The sequence below is a fragment of the Pseudomonas sp. ADAK2 genome (assembly GCF_012935755.1).
Classification (GTDB): domain Bacteria; phylum Pseudomonadota; class Gammaproteobacteria; order Pseudomonadales; family Pseudomonadaceae; genus Aquipseudomonas.
In genome coordinates, this window is record NZ_CP052862.1 from 5,453,838 (window position 1) to 5,472,694 (window position 18,857).

Genomic DNA, 18,857 nt, shown 5'->3' on the forward strand with positions numbered 1-18,857 from the left:
GCGAACTTTTCTTCTATTCTCAGCTCAAGGATAGGGACAGCAATCACTGGATCGAAACAGCCTTCCCATGAGGGCTGAATACCGGATCTATCGAGGGTCGCCGCCATGTCGCGCAACCTCTGCCTCACCCGTCAATGCCTGGGCCTTGTGACCCGTATCGAGTGCGCTATCCGCCCATTGGCGGGAGATACGGGCATGTGGACCTTACTCTTCGCCGCCGGAATGGCCGGCGAGCAACCTTCGGCCATCAAGGCTCAAGGCCCGTTCCATGGCCCCTTCGTGGCTGAATCGATCCTCGACACGATTGTTGAAAGTCTGACCCTGCATGGCTACGAGCTGGCCGACGACCCGCAAATCTGGAGCCTGCACCTGCAAGCCCAACTGCGGGAAATCAACGGTGGTCGTGTTCGCAGCCTGGGTGGCTTCGAATTTCGTCCCGATCACTGAGTCAGGTCGGGCAACTCGGTTTTATCGAGTTTGACCTCGAAACCATATTGCACGGTGGCGAGGTCGGTTCGCTGGTAGGTTTCCAGCCGCGTCGGCTGGCCATAGAAGTAATGCACGCCTAATAGCGCGGGGCCTTCTGCGCTCGCGTCATGACTGACCGAAAGAATCTCTTTCAGATAATTGCCGCTGTCGTCCTTGGCGAAAAAGCGCCAGTCCTGGGCGGGAAACAGCTTCAGATCGACCACCAGCGCGTTGCCCTTGAGCTCCAGGCCCTTGGGCAATTGGTGCGCGTCCAGGCTCTTCTGCTCGACCGTGGCCAGAAACAGCGGCATGGAGCCCACGGCGAAGGCAGGGGTCTCCGGAAACAGGTTCAAATCGTAAGTGATGACGCCGCGCAACGGATCGACTTGATAAGCCTCGGGCGGCAGTTCGATCGGTTCATCACGCTGGCCGTTATCGCCTGCGGTGAAGAACGTTACCGGGCCATCGCCGGGGCTGAAGGAGGTGCCGAGCAGTTCGTCGTTGAAGCTGCGCGGATGATCGAATTCGATCCGGGCTGCGCTGGGGTCATCCACCGATTGCGTGATGTTGACGCTCTTTTTCAGTTGTTCTTCGCCGAGCGTCGCGCCTTTGAGCCAGATCGGCGCCTGGTCGTCGTACACCACCACCGGCAAACTCAGCGGCTGGATGGTCTTCTCGGTGGTGTTGTGATCAAAGCGGCGGACGGGCAGGTCCAGATCCTTGCGGGTCACGGTGGCGCTGGAAAAATCGAGCACGCTGACTTCGAGCGTCTCGATCGGGCCGTTGAAATACACCTTGGTGTAATGCCGAGTCTGCTGCTTCTCAAACGCTCGCTGGTCTTCATCCAATTGCTTTTCTAGCGTCTCGCTCCAGGCTTTCTGCTGTTGCATCTGCGCCAGTTGTTTTTGATAGAAGGCGATTTGCGCCGCGGTTTCGTTGATCGAACCCGAGCGAGAGAGAAATTGTCCGGTGTTGTCTTTGGCCTGCACGATCAGCGGGTTGAGCGGTGTCTCGCTGACTTCGGAGGCCATGGGCAGGCTGTTGGTGAATTCCACTTCGGCATGGTTGTTCGTCAGGCTCAGCAGGGTGACGCTGAGGTTGTCGTTGGTGCGCGTCTGGCCGACGTCCTTCCGGGTCAGGTCAAAGCTGTACAGCCGCCGCGGCGCAATGACCTCGACCTTGCCTTGCAGGCTGACCGGTTGCGGCTGGTTTTTGTTTTCCACGTCCAGGCCATCGATGAACGGGTAGGTCACCGTCAGGTCATCGGGGTTGGTCAGGTTCGAGCTGGAAGGACTTAGTTGAATGCCGGGATCGGTTTCCGACCATTCCGGCTGGAACGGGATGACGCGCTTGTTGCTCAGGGTGACCGATTGCCATTCCAGGCCATGGGGGAAGAGGAAGGCCGCCGGGATGCTGAAGTTAAAGGGGAACACCGGTTGCAGGTCGGTCAGGTAGTCGGAGCTGGAATCCTTGTGCAGCACAAACAGGCCGTTGATGTAGGTATCCACCAGTGCCTGAGGCGTGGGGTAGTGCTTGAGCACCGCCAGGGCGTCTTCGCTGTACTCGGTTTGCAGCGGTTTGCTGTCGAGCTTGAGCTGCGCCCGTTCGAGCAACAGCAGCGAGCCGCCCAACTCGGCGACGGCGTCCTTGAGTTTCGGGTCCTGAATGGCATCCAGGGACTTTTCGAACTGCGCGGTTTTTTCTTCGAGGCTGACCTGACGCTTCTCATCGCTGGGTGAACAACCGCCGAGCAACAACGCGAGGCAAAGTCCGGCACTCGTTAAAGGCAATCGCACATCCATTTCCTGTCTTCCTGTCCGGTGTCGCTAACCTGTCAATGGTTTGGACACTAGCAGAAAACCTTCGCCTCACACGCGCAGGTTGCGGATTTTCGAACAGTTTCTGAGTGTTACAGGCGGCTGATATACTCGCGGCCATTTACCAGCCCTCGTGTGAGATTCAATGGAACGCTTTATCGAAAATGCAATGTACGCCTCCCGCTGGTTGCTGGCGCCGATCTACTTCGGTCTGTCCCTGGGCTTGCTGGCACTGGCGTTGAAGTTTTTCCAGGAGGTCTTTCATGTCATTCCCAACGTCTTCTCGATGGCGGAATCGGACCTTATCCTGGTGCTGCTGTCGCTGATCGACATGGCACTGGTGGGCGGCCTGCTGGTGATGGTGATGATCTCCGGGTACGAGAACTTCGTCTCCGAACTGGACATCGATGAGGACAAAGAGAAGCTGCATTGGCTGGGGACCATGGATTCGTCTTCGCTGAAGATGAAAGTCGCGGCCTCGATCGTGGCGATTTCGTCGATCCACTTGCTGCGCATCTTCATGGACGCCAAGAACGTCGATCCCGAGCACTTGAAGTGGTACGTGATCATCCACATGACCTTTGTGATCTCGGCGTTTGCGATGGGCTATCTGGATAAGCTGACCAAGCACTGACGTCGAATCGAACCTGTCCAGACCGCCGCACCTTCCCCCGGAGAGTGCGGCGTTTTTTTGTCTGGTTACATGCAGCCGGACATCATGATCGTGCCGGTGGAGTAGCAGGGGGTTTTGGGCTTTATCAGTTTCACGGCGAACGGGTATGAAATGGCCTCGACGTCCGCGCGGAAGTACCCCTCGATCACCGCTGGCTTGCCGTAGAAGTACGTCACTCGAAACAGGTTGTCCCCATGAGCGGACTTTCGGTGCGCTTGCTCGTGCATCACCTTGAGGTAACGCCCGCTCTCGTCTTTGGCGGCTACGTGCCATTCATATTGGTTGAACGCCTGCTCATCCAGAATCACCGCATTACCCTGCACACTCATGCCCTTGGGTAACGCGCTGACCGGGTACTGGTTTTTTTCCACGATCGGGTGCGCGAGCTTCATGGTTCCGCTGGCGTAGGCCGGTGCTTCGTGGAGATAGAAGTCCGGGAGGTCGTAGCTGATTCTCGCCTTGTCCAATTCGGCTTTGTAGGCATAGGGGCTGACGTCAATGACCTCCCCGCGCTGGCCATCAGTACCCTGCGTGTAGAACGTGACGGGGACGTCCATTTTCGGGTTGCCGTAGGTCCAATTGAGCGCGGCCTGTGCACGGAACAAGATCCTTGCGAGCCGATTGCTGACGATTTCCTGATCCACGACCACCGTTTTCAGCAGTTGCTCTGCGGTCATGTTGTAGCCGCTCAGTTTTGCTTCTGCCTTGAGGTCATGGATGACCACAGGGTTGGGCATCGCTTGCACGGCGCTGCCGACCACAAACGATGAAAAGTCGTAGATCGGCACCGTCAGGGTCTTTTGCACTGTCAGGGCGTCGGAAAAATCCATGGCGGTAACGCTGATGTTTTTCACGTCACCGAAGAAGTATTGCGTGCGGTACTGCACCTGCGAGGTTCTTTTGAATGCGGTCAGTTGTTCTTGCTGCTGCTGGGCCAGTTGTTCACTGAATGTCTTCTGCTTGAGCAGGGTATCGAGCTGCTCTTTGTACAACCGGGCTTCATCATCCCCCAGAAACACTTCGCCACGAGGCTTGAGGAATTTTCCGGTGGTGTCCTGGGCCTGAATCAGGAGCGCAGATACATTCCTGTCGGCTATTTCGTGGGTCAACGGTGCCCGATTACGCAGTTCGACTTCGGCAGAGTGCTCGCCCACGCTCAACAGCGTGACGGTCAGATTGCCGATGCTACGACTGACGCCAGCATCCTTTCTGGAAAAGTTGAATTGCGCGACGTTGCCAGGAACCAGCACCGAGACCTCGCCATTCAGCGTGATGGGCAGAGGCCGAATCCGCTTGTTGATCATCTGACCGTTTTTCTGCGGGTAGACCAACTGAAGCTCGTCGGAGTACTTGTCCTTCGACAGTGCCAGCGGTTTATCTTGCGCGGGTGGCTCGAAGCGGGCCTCGACGACTTGACCATCGTCCAGGGTGGCCGATGTCCAGGACAGCTGAAGAGGAAACGGCAGGCCGGCATACTCATCTGGATCGGTCGATGATTTGGGTCGCAGCTCGACGATGGGATTGTCGCCAAAGACTCCGCGTTCATAGAGCAGACTCTCGAGCCAGCGATTGGTCAGGGCCTTGGGGTCGGCACTTTCTTTAAGCAGGACCGCGTGGTCCAGGGTGTAGGCAGGGTCCTCTGGAAATTGGGCGATCCACAATTCGGATTTTCTCTTCTCCATCATGGCGGCCGATTTGGCCCGGATGGCATCTCTCAGTCTGGCGTCATTGATCCAGACCAGTTGCTTTTCGAGCGCCTCGTAATAGGCGGCGACCCGCTCTTTCTCTGTGGGCGCCATCCAGTACGCGGTGCCCAGTGCTGCGCAAATCAACAGCGCGAGCAGCCACAGGCCGACACGCCGGAACTTGCGCACAAACGCGCAGATAGAATCGATGCGGAAATGAAAGTCCATTTAAAAATATCCGTTGAAGCGAAGAGTGATTCGAAATCAGCCGGCGACACTACCAGAAATGATTGGGCTTGATCCTGCTTTCTCCCAAGGCTGCACCACGCAATATGTGCCCGCGCACAGCGACCGCCTGTCGAGCGGTTGCTGCGCACGACTTGTGCTTTACGGCGTCGAGGCATATGCCTGTAAGGGTCTTGGTCCGCCACTGCTTGAGGTGCGCTCATGAACCTGCAAGAGCTCAATGCCTACGCCATCGCCGGGAAGATCGATGAGTTGAACCTGATTTCGCTTGAAGGCGGGATCTATCTGCTGGAAGCGCGGATGCATGGGGCGGCTTATCCACTGAACGATGCCCATGGCCAGTCGTTTCATCTGCGCTCGGTCGAGCATGCCCGTGAAGTCCTGCACGCGTTCCCCAAGCTGCAATTCAACCTGGTGCATACCTCGGTGCATGACGAAATGTGCGGACTCGGCGCCATCGACGAGGAAACCCTGAAGGTGCCGATCGCCTTCCGTTCAGCCTGGCAGCGCTGACACCCCCTGATCAATGCCATGGCTTCTGTGCTAGTCTGCTCGCCCTTTTGGTTCCGGGCGCTCCGGGATGCGCTGTGTCCGCACGGCAAGTTCCAGGGCCGTCCGCACAGCGGAGCAGTGTCATGTCCGAAGTAAATCTGTCCACCGACGAAACCCGCGTCAGCTACGGTATCGGCCGTCAGTTGGGCGACCAACTGCGCGACAACCCGCCACCGGGCGTTAACCTGGATTCGATCCTGGCTGGCCTGACCGACGCATTCGCCGGTAAGCCGAGCCGTGTGGGTCAGGAAGAAATGTCCGCCAGCTTCAAAGTGATCCGCGAGATCATGCAAGCCGAAGCCGCTGCCAAAGCTGAAGCCGCTGCAGGCGAAGGCCTGGCCTTCCTGGCTGAAAACGCCAAGCGTGACGGCATCACCACCCTGGCTTCCGGCCTGCAATTCGAAGTACTGACTCAAGGTGAAGGCGCCAAGCCGTCACGTGAAGATCAAGTGCGCACGCACTACCACGGCACCCTGATCGACGGCACTGTGTTCGACAGCTCCTACGAGCGTGGCGAGCCTGCAGAATTTCCGGTTGGCGGCGTGATCGCTGGCTGGACCGAAGCCCTGCAACTGATGAATGCCGGCAGCAAATGGCGTCTGTACGTGCCGAGCGAACTGGCTTACGGCGCTCAAGGCGTTGGCAGCATTCCGCCGCACAGCGTACTGGTGTTCGACGTCGAGCTGCTCGACGTTCTGTAAGATTGTGAGCGCGTGATCCACGTGATCCTGTAGGCGCGAGGCTTGCTCGCGAAGGCGGTGTGTCAGTCATATTGATGTCGACTGATAGATCGCGTTCGCGGGCAAGCCTCGCTCCTACAGGGGTTTGCGCGTTACTCATATTTCGAGCTTATGGTGCAGTTCATGCGACGGGCGCAACGCCCGGGCATAGCAGAACAGAAACAGATTGCGCACCAGTTCCTTGAGCACCACCGGCTCGCTGGAACTCAAGCCGCTGACGTCCAGATCACCCTGATCCTGCAGCTCGTTCAAGGCTTCTTCTTCAAGCACCGCACAGACTTCCCCGGTTTCCCGATGCAGGATCCTGAGGTAAGGGTGTGGGCGGTCCAGCCAGGCATCGATCAAATAAGTCATGGGTCTCATCTCCATTGATGGGTTTCAATGAGAATAATTCTTATTCATCAAATAGCAAGGACCTATTGGCTGTTTGTGTTTTTTTCAGGGTAAAGGTTGCGTAAGGTCAAAATGGCTGGCGTTTGGCTACTGCGAGGGATTGCGGGGCGAAGCGGGGGAGGGTGTAGCACCATCCCACGCCGGGCGCGGGATGGAAGACAGCAGGTTCAGACTTTTCTGACGAACTCGGATTTGAGCTTCATCGGGCCGATGCCGTCGATCTTGCAATCGATGTCGTGATCGCCATCGCACAGGCGGATGTTCTTGACCTTGGTGCCGACCTTGACCACCAGGGACGTGCCCTTGACCTTGAGGTCCTTGATCACAGTGATGGTGTCGCCGTCCTGCAGGACGTTGCCCACCGAATCCTTCTTCACGGTGTCATCGGACGCCACTTCAGCTTCGCCGCTGGCGGACCACTCGTGGGCGCACTCGGGGCAGATCAGCTGCGCGCCGTCTTCGTAGGTGTATTCGGAATTGCATTTCGGGCAGGGTGGCAACGTGCTCACTAAAGCTCCTTGGATTGAGGATCGCTAAAAGTCGCACATTATATAGGGTTTATTCGGGGGAAGGGGCGACACATGATTTGTAGGAGCAAAGCTTGCTCGCGATAGCGGTGTGTCAGTCACATGAGTATTGACTGGCAGAATGCTTTCGCGGGCAAGCCTCGCTCCTACACAGGGCGGATCAGTGCGTACGGGCTACCGCAAACTCGCTCAATTCAACGAGCGCATCGCGATATTCGCTGGCTGGCAGGGCGTCGAGGCACTTGATGGCGCGGGCCACGTAATCACGGGCCAATTGCGCGGTGTATTCCAGCGAACCGGAAGCTTCAACGGCCTCGCGGATGCTTTCCAGGTCTTCGATGCCACCCTTCTGGATCGCCTGGCGTACCAGTGCGGCTTGCTCAGGAGTACCTTCACGCATGGTGTAGATCAGCGGCAGGGTCGGCTTGCCTTCGGCCAGATCGTCACCGACGTTCTTGCCCAGGGTTTCCGCATCGCCTTTGTAATCCAGCAGGTCGTCGACCAGTTGGAAGGCTACGCCCAGGTGATCGCCAAACGTGCGCAACGCTTCGCGCTGATCCGGCGTGGCTTCGCACAGGGCGGCGGCGCTGTGGGTCGAGGCCTCGAAGAGCATCGCGGTTTTGCCGCGGATGACTTCCATGTAGGTTTCTTCGGTGGTGCTGGCGTCCCGGACCTTCGACAACTGCAACACTTCGCCTTCGGCAATGATTCGCGTGGCTTGCGAAAGGATCTTCATCACCGGCATCGAGCCCAGTTCGACCATCATTTCGAAAGAGCGCGAATACAGGAAGTCGCCGACCAGCACGCTTGGCGCGTTGCCCCACATCGCATTGGCGGTCGAGCGGCCACGGCGCATGCCGGACATGTCGACCACGTCGTCATGCAGCAGGGTGGCGGTGTGCAGGAACTCGATGGTGGCGGCCAGCAGGCGCAGGTCATCGCCTTCGCGACCCAGGGCCTTGCCACACAGCAACACTAATAGAGGACGCAGGCGTTTACCGCCGGCCGAGGTAATGTAGTCGCCGATTTTCGATACCAGCGGCACTCGGGAAGTCAGCTGCTTCTTGATGATGCCGTCGACGGCGCTAAAATCGTCCGCCACCGCGCGGTAGAAAGCTTGGGGTTGCATCAGCGACAGTTGCTCCAGAAGGGTTGCGCGGCATGCTAGGACCCACGTCCGGACCTGTCAAGGCGCGATGGACGGCCTCTTGCATCACTCCGGCAGCTTGCGTACAATCGCGCACCCTGAACTTCCTGGGCAGCACCTGCCTTACGCAATTGCAAACAGGCCTTCCAGCCCAATGCAGCCATGCCAGCCAATACCTCTTCTTATAAAGAGCTGGGTGAGCAGGATTATCGGAGAAATACCATGTCGTACGCAGTAATTGTTACTGGTGGCAAGCAATACAAGGTCGCCCCAGGTGAATACCTGAAGATCGAAAAACTGGAAATCGCTACCGGCGAATCCGTTACTTTTGATCGCGTTCTGTTGGTCGCCAATGGCGATGACGTGAACATCGGCGCTCCAGTTGTTGCTGGCGCTACCGTTGTGGCTGAAGTGATCTCCCAAGGTCGTCACGATAAAGTCCGCATCATCAAGTTCCGTCGTCGTAAGCACCACATGAAGCGTATGGGCCACCGCCAGTGGTACACCGAGATCAAAATCACCGGTATTCAGGCTTAATTTCAGCCTAATTCCTCACTAGGAGAATTGACTCATGGCACACAAAAAAGCTGGTGGTAGTACCCGTAACGGTCGCGACTCAGAAGCCAAACGCCTTGGCGTGAAGATGTATGGCGGCCAGGTTATCATTCCGGGCAACATCATCGTGCGTCAGCGCGGCACCCAATTCCACGCCGGTTACGGTGTAGGCATGGGTAAAGATCACACTCTGTTCGCTAAAATCGACGGCGTGATCAAGTTTGAAGTAAAAGGCGCTTTCAATCGCCGTTACGTGAGCATTGTCCCGAAGACTGCAGTCGTCGCGGCATAATTACGTAGTTGCTGGAAAAGCCCTGTCTCGCGACGGGGCTTTTTCGTTTGTGGGGTGAGTCTCTTGCAAAGCTGTTTGTGATGGGCTCCAGCGCTGGATTTTGCGGTCGTTGATTGAGGTCGCTGCGCTCATTTTTGCAAGAGTCTTATGTCTAGTTTTTTTCGGCTCGTCCGTATGACGAGAGGCGTTTTGTTATGAAGTTTGTTGATGAAGTATCGATTCGAGTAAAGGCCGGCGACGGCGGCAACGGTTGCATGAGCTTCCGTCGCGAAAAATTCATTGAAAACGGTGGCCCGAACGGCGGTGATGGTGGTGATGGCGGCTCGGTCTACATGATCGCCGACGAAAACCTCAACACCCTGGTGGACTACCGTTACACCCGGCACTTCGATGCCGAGCGCGGTTCCAACGGCGGCAGCACCGACTGCACCGGCAAGAAAGGTGAAGAGCTGGTCCTGCGGGTTCCGGTCGGCACGACCGTGATCGACTCCGCGACCCAGGAAGTCATCGGCGACCTGACCAAGGCGGGTCAGCGTCTGCTGGTCGCCCATGGCGGCTGGCATGGTCTGGGCAACACCCGTTTCAAATCCAGTACCAACCGTGCTCCGCGCCAGACCACTCCGGGCAAACCGGGTGAAGCGCGTGATCTCAAGCTGGAAATGAAAGTGCTGGCCGATGTTGGCCTGCTGGGTTTGCCGAACGCCGGTAAAAGTACCTTTATCCGTTCGGTGTCGGCCGCCAAGCCGAAAGTCGCCGACTACCCGTTCACCACGCTGGTGCCGAACCTGGGTGTGGTCAGCGTCGATCGCTGGAAAAGCTTCGTGGTCGCGGACATCCCGGGCCTGATCGAAGGCGCTTCCGACGGCGCGGGCCTGGGGATTCGCTTCCTCAAGCACTTGTCGCGTACCCGTTTGCTGCTGCACCTCGTGGACATGGCACCGCTCGATGACGCCAGCGCCCCGGATGCTGCGGAAGTGATCGTCAGCGAATTGACCAAGTTCAGCCCGTCCCTGGCTGAGCGTGATCGTTGGTTGGTGCTGAACAAGTGCGACCAGATCCTTGAAGAAGAGCACGATGAGCGCGTCAAGGAGATCGTTGATCGCCTGGAATGGACTGGTCCGGTCTACGTGATCTCGGCCATCTCCAAGCTCGGTACCGAGCGTCTGTGCCACGACATCATGCGTTACATGGAAGATCGTGCCGATCGCCTGGCTGCCGACCCGGCCTACAAGGAAGAGCTGGCCGAGCTCGATCAGCGCATCGAAGACGAAGCCCGTGCCCAGCTGCAGGCCCTGGATGACCAGCGTGCCCTGCGTCGTAGCGGCGTTAAGTCGGTCCATGACATCGGCGACGATGATTGGGACGAAGAAGATGTGGATGATGAAGATGGTCCGGAAATCATTTACGTGCGTGACTGATCCGTTGCGATAAACTTAAGCGCCGCTCAATCGAGCGGCGTTTTAGTATCTGGAAATCGATAGTTGGTCACGAATAACCACGAATAACGTTACGGGCAGTGCCAGGTCGCACTGCCCTCAAACTAAGGTTGAAGATGATGCGGAGCAAGGTGACAGGTGCGCAGCGTTGGGTCGTGAAGATCGGCAGCGCTTTGCTGACGGCGGACGGCAAGGGCCTGGATCGCGCGGCAATGGGTGTCTGGGTTGAACAGATGGTGGCCTTGCACGAGGCGGGCGTCGAGCTGGTGCTGGTGTCCTCCGGGGCGGTGGCTGCGGGCATGAGCCGTCTGGGCTGGACCGTACGACCCAGTGCAATGCACGAGTTGCAGGCGGCTGCCGCCATCGGTCAGATGGGCCTGGTGCAGGCCTGGGAATCGAGTTTTGCCGAGCATGGCCGGCATACCGCGCAAATTCTCTTGACCCACGACGACCTGTCCGACCGCAAGCGCTACCTGAATGCCCGCAGCACCTTGCGTGCGCTGGTCGAGCTCAAGGTCATTCCGGTGATCAACGAGAACGACACCGTGGTCACCGACGAAATCCGTTTCGGCGACAACGATACGCTGGCGGCGCTGGTGGCCAACCTGGTCGAGGCTGACTTGCTGGTGATCCTGACCGATCGCGACGGCATGTTCGACGCTGATCCGCGTAATAACCCTGATGCCAACCTGATTTACGAAGCCCGCGCTGACGATCCGGCGCTGGATGCCGTGGCCGGTGGCACCGGTGGTGCGCTGGGTCGTGGCGGCATGCAGACCAAATTGCGTGCGGCGCGTCTGGCGGCACGTTCCGGGGCGCACACCATCATCGTCGGTGGGCGCATTGATCGCGTACTTGATCGCCTCAAGGCTGGCGAGCGCATTGGCACCTTACTGTCGCCTGAGCGCGGCATGCTCGCGGCGCGCAAGCAATGGCTGGCCGGGCATCTGCAAACCCGTGGCACCCTGGTGCTGGATGCGGGGGCTGTGACGGCGTTGTCCAAAGGTAATAAAAGTTTGCTGCCGGTCGGCGTCAAATTGGTTCAGGGCAGCTTCCGCCGTGGCGAAATGGTGGTGTGCGTGGCGCCGGACGGTAGAGAAATCGCCCGGGGACTGGCCAATTACAGCGCCCTGGAAGCACAAAAAATCATCGGTCAGTCGTCTGAGGCGATTGTCGGTCTGTTGGGTTACATGGCGGAACCGGAACTGGTTCACCGCGATAACCTGATCCTGGTCTGAAGGAAAACTGAATGCGCGTTGCAAAGGGATTATTGGGCTTGTTGCTGGCGATGCCGTTGCTGGCGTCGGCAGAAGAAATTGGTCAGGTGTCGACTGTGTTCAAATTTGTCGGCCCGAATGACCGAATTGTGGTCGAGGCGTTTGACGATCCGAAGGTTGAGGGCGTGACGTGCTACCTGTCCCGGGCCAAGACGGGCGGCGTGAAGGGTGGCTTGGGGCTGGCTGAGGACCGTGCTGAAGCATCCCTGGCTTGCCGTCAGGTCGGGCCGATCAACTTCAAGGGTGAATTGAAGGATGGTGATGAGGTGTTCAAGGAGCGCACATCGCTGGTATTCAAGACCATGCAGGTAGTGCGTTTCCTCGACAAGAAGCGCAATACGCTGGTGTATCTGGTCTACAGCGATCGCTTGATCGAGGGCAGTCCGCAGAATGCGGTGACGGCGATTCCGATTCTGCCGTGGCCGCACGCTCAATAATCGCAAGGGTTGTAAAAAAAATGGGAAGGGCTTCGGCTCTTCCCATTTTTTTGTGCTGCATTCACTAAATCGCAGGCAATAAAAAACCGACCCTAGGGTCGGTTTTTCAACAAGCTTATTGCTTAAGCGGCTACAGCAAGGTTCAGAGCCTTGACGTGACCGTTCAGGCGGCTCTTATGGCGAGCAGCCTTGTTCTTGTGGATGATGCCTTTATCGGCCATACGGTCGATAACTGGCACGGCCAGAACGTAAGCAGCTTGAGCTTTTTCAGCGTCTTTTGCGTCGATGGCCTTAACTACATTCTTGATGTAGGTACGAACCATGGAACGCAGGCTGGCGTTGTGGCTGCGACGCTTCTCAGCCTGTTTTGCACGTTTTTTGGCGGAAGGTGTGTTGGCCACCGTCGAGCTCCTCGAAAGACTTTTTAGGAAATAGCAAACAAAATAGGCCGCGAATCATGCCGATGAGTTGATGTCTTGTCAAGGGCGGTTGAGACGTTCCGCTAAGTGGTAGGTATAAAGAGGCGGGATATTTATTTCCGGCGCTTGACCTGTAAACTCGCGAGCTTTGGCTCTGTGCTGCTGCGGCGCGGAGTATCGCATAAGTAGGCGCTTTGTTCGCCTGCTGTTTATCGACAGGCACAAACTCTTTCAATGAATCTGCTCAAATCGTTGGCCGCCGTCAGCTCTATCACGATGCTTTCCCGGGTTCTGGGGTTCGTTCGTGACACTCTTATCGCGCGTACATTTGGTGCGGGGATGGCGACCGACGCCTTCTTTATCGCCTTCAAGTTGCCCAATCTGCTGCGGCGGATCTTCGCCGAGGGGGCCTTTTCCCAGGCATTCGTGCCGATTCTTGCCGAATACAAGAGCCAGAAAGGCGAGGAGGCGACGCGAACCTTCATTGCCTACGTCTCTGGCCTGCTGACCCTGGTGCTGGCGCTGGTCACGGCGTTGGGGATGATCGCCGCGCCCTGGGTGATCTGGGCCACGGCGCCGGGTTTCACCGATACGCCTGAGAAATTCGAGCTGACGTCCAGCCTGTTGCGGGTAACGTTCCCTTATATATTGCTGATTTCCCTGTCTTCATTGGCCGGGGCGATCCTCAATACCTATAACCGTTTCTCGGTGCCGGCCTTCGTGCCGACGCTGCTTAACGTCAGCATGATTATCTTTTCGCTGTTCCTGACGCCGTACTTCAATCCGCCGGTGATGGCGCTTGGCTGGGCCGTGCTGGTCGGTGGCCTGGCGCAATTGCTCTATCAACTGCCGCACCTGAAAAAGATCGGCATGCTGGTGCTGCCACGCCTGAGCCTGCGCGACACGGGCGTCTGGCGGGTGATGAAGCAGATGTTGCCGGCCATTCTTGGCGTTTCCGTCAGCCAGATTTCCCTGATCATCAACACCATTTTCGCTTCCTACCTTGTGGCCGGCTCCGTGTCCTGGATGTATTACGCTGATCGCCTGATGGAATTGCCGTCCGGCGTGCTCGGCGTGGCTTTGGGCACGATCTTGCTCCCGACACTGGCCAAGACCTACGCCAGCCAGGATCGCCAGGAATACTCGCGCATCCTCGATTGGGGCCTGCGCTTGTGCTTCGTGCTGGTGCTGCCGTGTTCGCTCGCGTTGGGGATTCTGGCCGAACCGCTGACAGTTTCGTTGTTCCAGTACGGCGCATTCAGCGCACTTGACGCCTCCATGACCCAGCGGGCGCTGATCGCTTATTCGGTCGGTTTACTCGGGATTATCGTGATCAAAGTGCTGGCGCCGGGCTTCTATGCGCAACAAAACATCCGCACACCAGTGAAAATCGCGATTTTCACGCTGATCGTCACGCAGTTGTTCAACCTGGTCCTGATCGGCCCGCTGGCCCACGCCGGCCTGGCCTTGGCCATCAGTATCGGCGCTTGCATCAATGCCGGGCTGTTGTTCTATCAGTTGCGCAAACAGCAGATGTACCAGCCGCAACCGGGTTGGGGGAAGTTCGGGTTCAAGCTTGTCGTTGCGGTGTTGGTGATGTCGGCAGTGCTGCTCGCCGGGATGCATTTCATGCCGGCCTGGGATCAGGGGCACATGCTTGAGCGTTTCCTGCGCCTGGGTGCCTTGGTAGTGGCTGGCGTGGTCGCTTATTTCGGCATGTTGCTGCTGATGGGCTTCCGTTTGCGCGACTTCAATCGCAAGGCGTTGAGCTGAGGCGTTTGCCTCGATAAACACGGGCGGGCCGGCGGTTTTGTCGGTTCGATTACTTTGGGTTACGGTGTTGCCTGTCGTCGGCCGCCGGGTGTGGTTATAATCGACCACTTTATGAGCAAGAAGCGCGTTATGCAGCTGGTTCGAGGCCTCCACAATCTGCGCCCCCAGCATCGGGGCTGTGTCGCCACTATTGGCAACTTTGACGGTGTTCACCGTGGTCACCAGGCAATCCTGGTCAGGCTGCGTGAGCGTGCGCTCGAGTTGGGCGTGCCCAGCTGCGTGGTGATTTTCGAGCCACAGCCGCGGGAATTCTTTGCGCCTGACACCGCGCCAGCGCGTCTGGCCCGGCTGCGGGACAAACTGCAGCTGTTGGCCGACGAAGGCGTCGACCGGGTTTTGTGCCTGGCCTTCAACCAGCGCCTGAGCAAGCTCAGCGCCGCGGAATTCGTCGATACGATTCTGGTGGATGGCCTGGGCGTGCAGCACCTGGAGGTCGGTGACGACTTCCGTTTCGGTTGTGATCGGGTAGGGGATTTCGATTTCCTGCAGCAAGCCGGCGTCCTTCAGGGTTTTACCGTCGAAGCGGCGCAAACCGTCGAACTGGACGGTATTCGCGTCAGCAGCACCCAGGTGCGGAATGCCCTGGCCGCGGCCGACTTTGTCCTGGCCGAACGCTTGCTCGGTCGGCCGTTCCAGATTACCGGGCGGGTGCTGCATGGCCAGAAGCTGGCGCGCCAGCTCGGCACGCCGACCGCCAATATCCAGCTCAAGCGACGTCGCGTGCCGTTGTCCGGGGTTTACCTGGTCAACGTCGACATCGACGGCAAGACCTGGCCAGGCGTCGCCAATATCGGCGTACGGCCCACGGTCCAAGGTGATGGCAAAGCTCACCTGGAAGTCCATCTTTTAGATTTTGCCGGCGATCTGTATGACCGGCGTTTGACGGTGGTTTTCCACCACAAGCTGCGTGAAGAGCAGCGTTTCGCCTCTCTGGAGGCGCTTAAGACGGCGATCAATGCGGATGTCGCCGCCGCCCGTGCCCTGTCGCACCTAGCGCCAATCGCTAATGAAGAGCCTTAAATGACCGACTATAAAGCCACGCTAAACCTTCCGGACACCGCCTTCCCAATGAAGGCCGGCCTGCCTCAGCGCGAACCGCAGATTTTGCAGCGCTGGGACAGCATTGGCCTGTACGGTAAGTTGCGCGAGATTGGCAAGGATCGTCCGAAGTTCGTTCTGCATGACGGTCCTCCGTATGCCAACGGCACGATTCACATCGGTCACGCACTGAACAAGATTCTCAAGGACATGATCATCCGCTCGAAAACCCTGTCGGGTTTCGACGCGCCTTATGTTCCGGGCTGGGACTGCCATGGTCTGCCGATCGAGCACAAAGTCGAAGTGACCCACGGCAAGAACCTGGGCGCGGATAAAACCCGCGAACTGTGCCGTGCCTACGCCACCGAGCAGATCGAAGGCCAGAAATCCGAGTTCATCCGTCTGGGCGTGTTGGGCGACTTCGCCAACCCGTACAAGACCATGGACTTCAAGAACGAGGCCGGTGAAATCCGCGCGCTCGCCGAAATCGTCAAGGGCGGTTTCGTGTTCAAGGGCTTGAAGCCGGTGAACTGGTGCTTTGACTGCGGTTCGGCCCTGGCTGAAGCAGAAGTCGAGTACGAAAACAAAAAGTCCTCGACCATCGACGTCGCCTTCCCGATTGCCGACGAGGCCAAACTGGCGGCCGCATTCGGTCTCGCGTCCCTGGCCAAACCGGCTTCGATCGTGATCTGGACCACCACCCCGTGGACCATCCCGGCCAACCAGGCGCTGAACGTTCACCCGGAATTCAACTACGCCCTGGTTGATGTCGGCGACAAACTGCTGGTACTGGCCGAAGAGCTGGTGGAGTCGTGCCTGGCCCGCTACAGCCTGGAAGGTTCGGTCATCGCGACCACCACCGGTAAAGCGCTGGAGCTGATCAACTTCCGTCACCCGTTCTACGATCGCCTGTCGCCGGTTTACCTGGCTGACTACGTCGAACTGGGCGCTGGCACCGGCGTGGTTCACTCCGCCCCGGCCTACGGCGTGGATGACTTCGTGACCTGCAAAGCCTATGGCATGGTCAACGATGACATCCTCAATCCAGTGCAAAGCAACGGCGTTTACGTGCCGTCGCTGGAGTTCTTCGGCGGCCAGTTCATCTGGAAAGCCAACCCGGCCATCGTCGACAAGCTGACTGAAGTCGGTGCGCTGCTGCACACCACCGTCATCGAACACAGCTACATGCACTGCTGGCGTCACAAGACTCCGCTGATCTACCGCGCCACCGCGCAGTGGTTCATCGGCATGGACAAAGAGCCGACGTCTGGCGAAACCCTGCGCAAGCGGGCGATCAAGGCCATCGAAGAGACCAAATTCGTCCCGGCCTGGGGCCAGGCGCGCCTGCACTCGATGATCGCCAACCGTCCGGACTGGTGCATCTCCCGCCAGCGCAACTGGGGCGTGCCGATCCCGTTCTTCCTGAACAAGGAAAGCGGTGAACTGCACCCGCGTACCGCCGAGCTGATGGAAGAAGTCGCCAAGCGCGTCGAAGTCGAAGGCATCGAAGCCTGGTTCAAGATGGACGCGGCCGAGCTGCTCGGTGACGAAGCGCCGCTGTACGACAAGATCAGCGACACCCTCGACGTCTGGTTCGACTCGGGCACCACGCACTGGCACGTTCTGCGCGGTTCGCACCCGATGGGCCACGAGACCGGCCCGCGTGCCGACCTGTACCTGGAAGGCTCGGACCAACACCGTGGCTGGTTCCACTCGTCATTGCTGACCGGTTGCGCCATCGACAACCACGCGCCGTACCGCGAGCTGCTGACCCACGGTTTTACCGTCGACGAGTCCGGTCGCAAGATGTCCAAGTCCCTGGGCAACGTGATCGCGCCGCAAAAGGTCAACGACACCCTGGGCGCCGACATCATGCGTCTGTGGGTAGCTTCCACCGATTACTCGGGCGAAATGGCGGTTTCCGATCAGATCTTGCAACGCAGTGCGGACGCCTACCGGCGGATCCGTAACACCGCGCGCTTCCTGCTCTCGAACCTGACCGGTTTCAACCCGGCCACCGACATCCTGCCGGCCGAAGAAATGCTGGCCCTGGACCGTTGGGCCGTGGACCGCACCCTGCTGCTGCAACGCGAGCTGCAAGAGCACTACGGCGAATACCGCTTCTGGAACGTCTATTCCAAGATCCACAACTTCTGCGTGCAGGAGCTGGGCGGTTTCTACCTCGACATCATCAAGGACCGTCAGTACACCACTGGCGCCAACAGCAAGGCTCGCCGTTCGGCGCAAACCGCGCTGTACCACATCAGTGAAGCGCTGGTGCGCTGGATCGCGCCGATCCTCGCCTTTACCGCCGACGAACTGTGGGAATACCTGCCGGGCGAGCGCAACGAATCGGTGATGCTCAACACCTGGTACGAAGGCCTGACCGAGCTGCCGGACAACGTCGAACTGGGCCGCGCCTACTGGGAGCGAATCATGGCGGTAAAAGTCGCGGTCAACAAGGAAATGGAAATCCAGCGCGCGGCCAAGGCGGTCGGTGGCAACCTGCAAGCCGAAGTGACGCTGTTCGCCGAAGAGGCGCTGAGCGCCGACCTGGCCAAGCTGAGCAACGAACTGCGCTTTGTCCTGATCACTTCGACCGCCAGCGTCGCACCGTTCGTGCAAGCGCCGGCCGACGCGGTGGTCACCGAAGTCAGCGGCCTGAAGCTGAAGATCGTCAAGTCGGCCTTCGCCAAGTGCGCCCGTTGCTGGCACTGCCGTGAAGACGTCGGCGTGAACCCGGAGCATCCGGAAATCTGCGGTCGTTGCGTCGACAACATCAGCGGCGCGGGCGAGGTTCGTCACTATGCCTAATGCGGCTGGCCGTTTCGGACGGCTGAGCTGGCTTTGGTTGAGCATGCTGGTCCTGGTCATTGACCAGGCCAGCAAGTTCTACTTCGAAGGCAAGCTCGAGATGTACCAGCAAATCGTGGTGATCCCCGATTTGTTCAGCTGGACCCTGGCCTACAATACCGGCGCGGCGTTCAGCTTCCTGGCCGACAGCTCTGGCTGGCAGCGCTGGTTGTTTGCGCTGATCGCCGTGGTGGTCAGTGCGGTGCTGGTGGTCTGGCTCAAACGCCTCGGGCGCAACGAAACCTGGCTGGCCGTCGCTTTGGCGCTGGTGCTGGGCGGCGCGCTGGGCAATCTGTATGACCGCATTGCCCTGGGCCATGTGATCGATTTCATCCTGGTGCACTGGCAGAACCGCTGGTATTTCCCGGCGTTCAACTTTGCCGACAGCGCCATCAGCGTCGGTGCGGTAATGCTTGCGCTGGATATGTTCAAAAGCAAGAAAACCGGAGAAACCGTTCATGACTGAACA

19 protein-coding genes are annotated in these 18,857 nt (G+C 58.6%); 13 read left to right on the plus strand and 6 right to left on the minus strand.

All coding sequences use genetic code 11. The features are described 5' to 3' along the window. Positions 1–105 precede the first annotated feature (105 nt). Positions 106–447, plus strand: a complete 342-nt coding sequence (locus HKK52_RS25045; RefSeq protein ID WP_133837671.1) for a PA4575 family protein — start codon at positions 106–108, stop codon at positions 445–447. On the opposite strand, the gene HKK52_RS25050 is transcribed toward HKK52_RS25045, so the two are convergent. Further along, complete coding sequence (locus tag HKK52_RS25050; protein ID WP_169372996.1) at positions 441–2,270, minus strand: hypothetical protein; 1,830 nt, start codon at positions 2,268–2,270, stop codon at positions 441–443. The two genes, HKK52_RS25045 and HKK52_RS25050, sit on opposite strands and share 7 nt — an antisense overlap. A gap of 160 nt (positions 2,271–2,430) precedes the next feature. Between HKK52_RS25050 and HKK52_RS25055 the strand changes: the two genes are divergently transcribed. Next, positions 2,431–2,919: a TIGR00645 family protein gene (locus tag HKK52_RS25055; protein WP_169372997.1), complete on the plus strand. Its 489-nt coding sequence runs from the start codon at positions 2,431–2,433 to the stop codon at positions 2,917–2,919. Positions 2,920–2,984: 65 nt separating this feature from the next. On the opposite strand, the gene HKK52_RS25060 is transcribed toward HKK52_RS25055, so the two are convergent. Next, positions 2,985–4,871 (minus strand): hypothetical protein, encoded by a 1,887-nt coding sequence (locus tag HKK52_RS25060; protein ID WP_169372998.1) that lies wholly within the window; start codon positions 4,869–4,871, stop codon positions 2,985–2,987. Between the two features lie 219 nt (positions 4,872–5,090). On the opposite strand from HKK52_RS25060, the gene HKK52_RS25065 reads away from it, so the two are divergent. After that, positions 5,091–5,402, plus strand: a complete 312-nt coding sequence (locus HKK52_RS25065) for a DUF6482 family protein (RefSeq protein ID WP_169372999.1) — start codon at positions 5,091–5,093, stop codon at positions 5,400–5,402. 122 nt (positions 5,403–5,524) lie between these two features. Next, positions 5,525–6,142, plus strand: a complete 618-nt coding sequence (locus HKK52_RS25070; protein ID WP_169373000.1) for an FKBP-type peptidyl-prolyl cis-trans isomerase — start codon at positions 5,525–5,527, stop codon at positions 6,140–6,142. Between the two features lie 135 nt (positions 6,143–6,277). Here HKK52_RS25070 and HKK52_RS25075 read toward each other — a convergent pair whose 3' ends face one another. The 3 genes from HKK52_RS25075 to HKK52_RS25085 form a co-directional block, all read right to left on the minus strand. Beyond that, a complete protein-coding gene (locus tag HKK52_RS25075) occupies positions 6,278–6,535 on the minus strand; it encodes a PA4570 family protein (protein WP_054051383.1) in 258 nt (85 codons plus the stop codon). Positions 6,536–6,741: 206 nt separating this feature from the next. Then, positions 6,742–7,083 carry a zinc ribbon domain-containing protein YjdM gene (locus HKK52_RS25080; RefSeq protein WP_007901863.1) on the minus strand — a complete coding sequence of 114 codons (342 nt, stop codon included), beginning with the start codon at positions 7,081–7,083 and terminating at the stop codon, positions 6,742–6,744. 178 nt (positions 7,084–7,261) lie between these two features. Beyond that, positions 7,262–8,230: a polyprenyl synthetase family protein gene (locus HKK52_RS25085; RefSeq protein WP_169373001.1), complete on the minus strand. Its 969-nt coding sequence runs from the start codon at positions 8,228–8,230 to the stop codon at positions 7,262–7,264. Positions 8,231–8,470: 240 nt separating this feature from the next. Here HKK52_RS25085 and rplU point away from each other — a divergent pair, with 240 nt between their 5' ends. From rplU to HKK52_RS25110, 5 genes are all read left to right on the plus strand, one after another. Then, entirely contained in the window at positions 8,471–8,785 is a 315-nt protein-coding gene (rplU, locus tag HKK52_RS25090) for a 50S ribosomal protein L21 (protein WP_003176051.1), read from the plus strand. A 34-nt stretch (positions 8,786–8,819) separates the two neighbouring features. Further along, the gene (rpmA, locus tag HKK52_RS25095; protein WP_046048788.1) at positions 8,820–9,095 is read left to right on the plus strand and encodes a 50S ribosomal protein L27; all 276 of its coding nucleotides are present in this window, start codon (positions 8,820–8,822) and stop codon (positions 9,093–9,095) included. 194 nt (positions 9,096–9,289) lie between these two features. After that, on the plus strand, positions 9,290–10,513 hold the full coding sequence (gene cgtA, locus HKK52_RS25100) for an Obg family GTPase CgtA (RefSeq protein WP_169373002.1): 1,224 nt from the start codon (positions 9,290–9,292) through the stop codon (positions 10,511–10,513). Positions 10,514–10,650: 137 nt separating this feature from the next. Continuing rightward, complete coding sequence (proB, locus tag HKK52_RS25105) at positions 10,651–11,769, plus strand: glutamate 5-kinase (RefSeq protein ID WP_169374291.1); 1,119 nt, start codon at positions 10,651–10,653, stop codon at positions 11,767–11,769. An 11-nt stretch (positions 11,770–11,780) separates the two neighbouring features. After that, positions 11,781–12,245 carry a CreA family protein gene (locus HKK52_RS25110; protein ID WP_054616667.1) on the plus strand — a complete coding sequence of 155 codons (465 nt, stop codon included), beginning with the start codon at positions 11,781–11,783 and terminating at the stop codon, positions 12,243–12,245. A gap of 122 nt (positions 12,246–12,367) precedes the next feature. On the opposite strand, the gene rpsT is transcribed toward HKK52_RS25110, so the two are convergent. Further along, the gene (rpsT, locus tag HKK52_RS25115; RefSeq protein ID WP_008154937.1) at positions 12,368–12,646 is read right to left on the minus strand and encodes a 30S ribosomal protein S20; all 279 of its coding nucleotides are present in this window, start codon (positions 12,644–12,646) and stop codon (positions 12,368–12,370) included. A 252-nt stretch (positions 12,647–12,898) separates the two neighbouring features. Between rpsT and murJ the strand changes: the two genes are divergently transcribed. From murJ to lspA, 4 genes are all read left to right on the plus strand, one after another. Next, positions 12,899–14,437, plus strand: coding sequence for a murein biosynthesis integral membrane protein MurJ (murJ, locus tag HKK52_RS25120; RefSeq protein WP_169373003.1), 1,539 nt, complete (start codon positions 12,899–12,901; stop codon positions 14,435–14,437). Between the two features lie 129 nt (positions 14,438–14,566). Then, positions 14,567–15,517, plus strand: coding sequence for a bifunctional riboflavin kinase/FAD synthetase (gene ribF / locus HKK52_RS25125; RefSeq protein WP_169373004.1), 951 nt, complete (start codon positions 14,567–14,569; stop codon positions 15,515–15,517). Next, the gene (gene ileS, locus HKK52_RS25130; RefSeq protein WP_169373005.1) at positions 15,518–18,349 is read left to right on the plus strand and encodes an isoleucine--tRNA ligase; all 2,832 of its coding nucleotides are present in this window, start codon (positions 15,518–15,520) and stop codon (positions 18,347–18,349) included. It begins immediately after the preceding gene. Continuing rightward, positions 18,342–18,854, plus strand: a complete 513-nt coding sequence (gene lspA, locus HKK52_RS25135; protein WP_169373006.1) for a signal peptidase II — start codon at positions 18,342–18,344, stop codon at positions 18,852–18,854. The genes ileS and lspA overlap by 8 nt, the downstream gene beginning before the upstream one ends. Positions 18,855–18,857 lie beyond the last annotated feature (3 nt).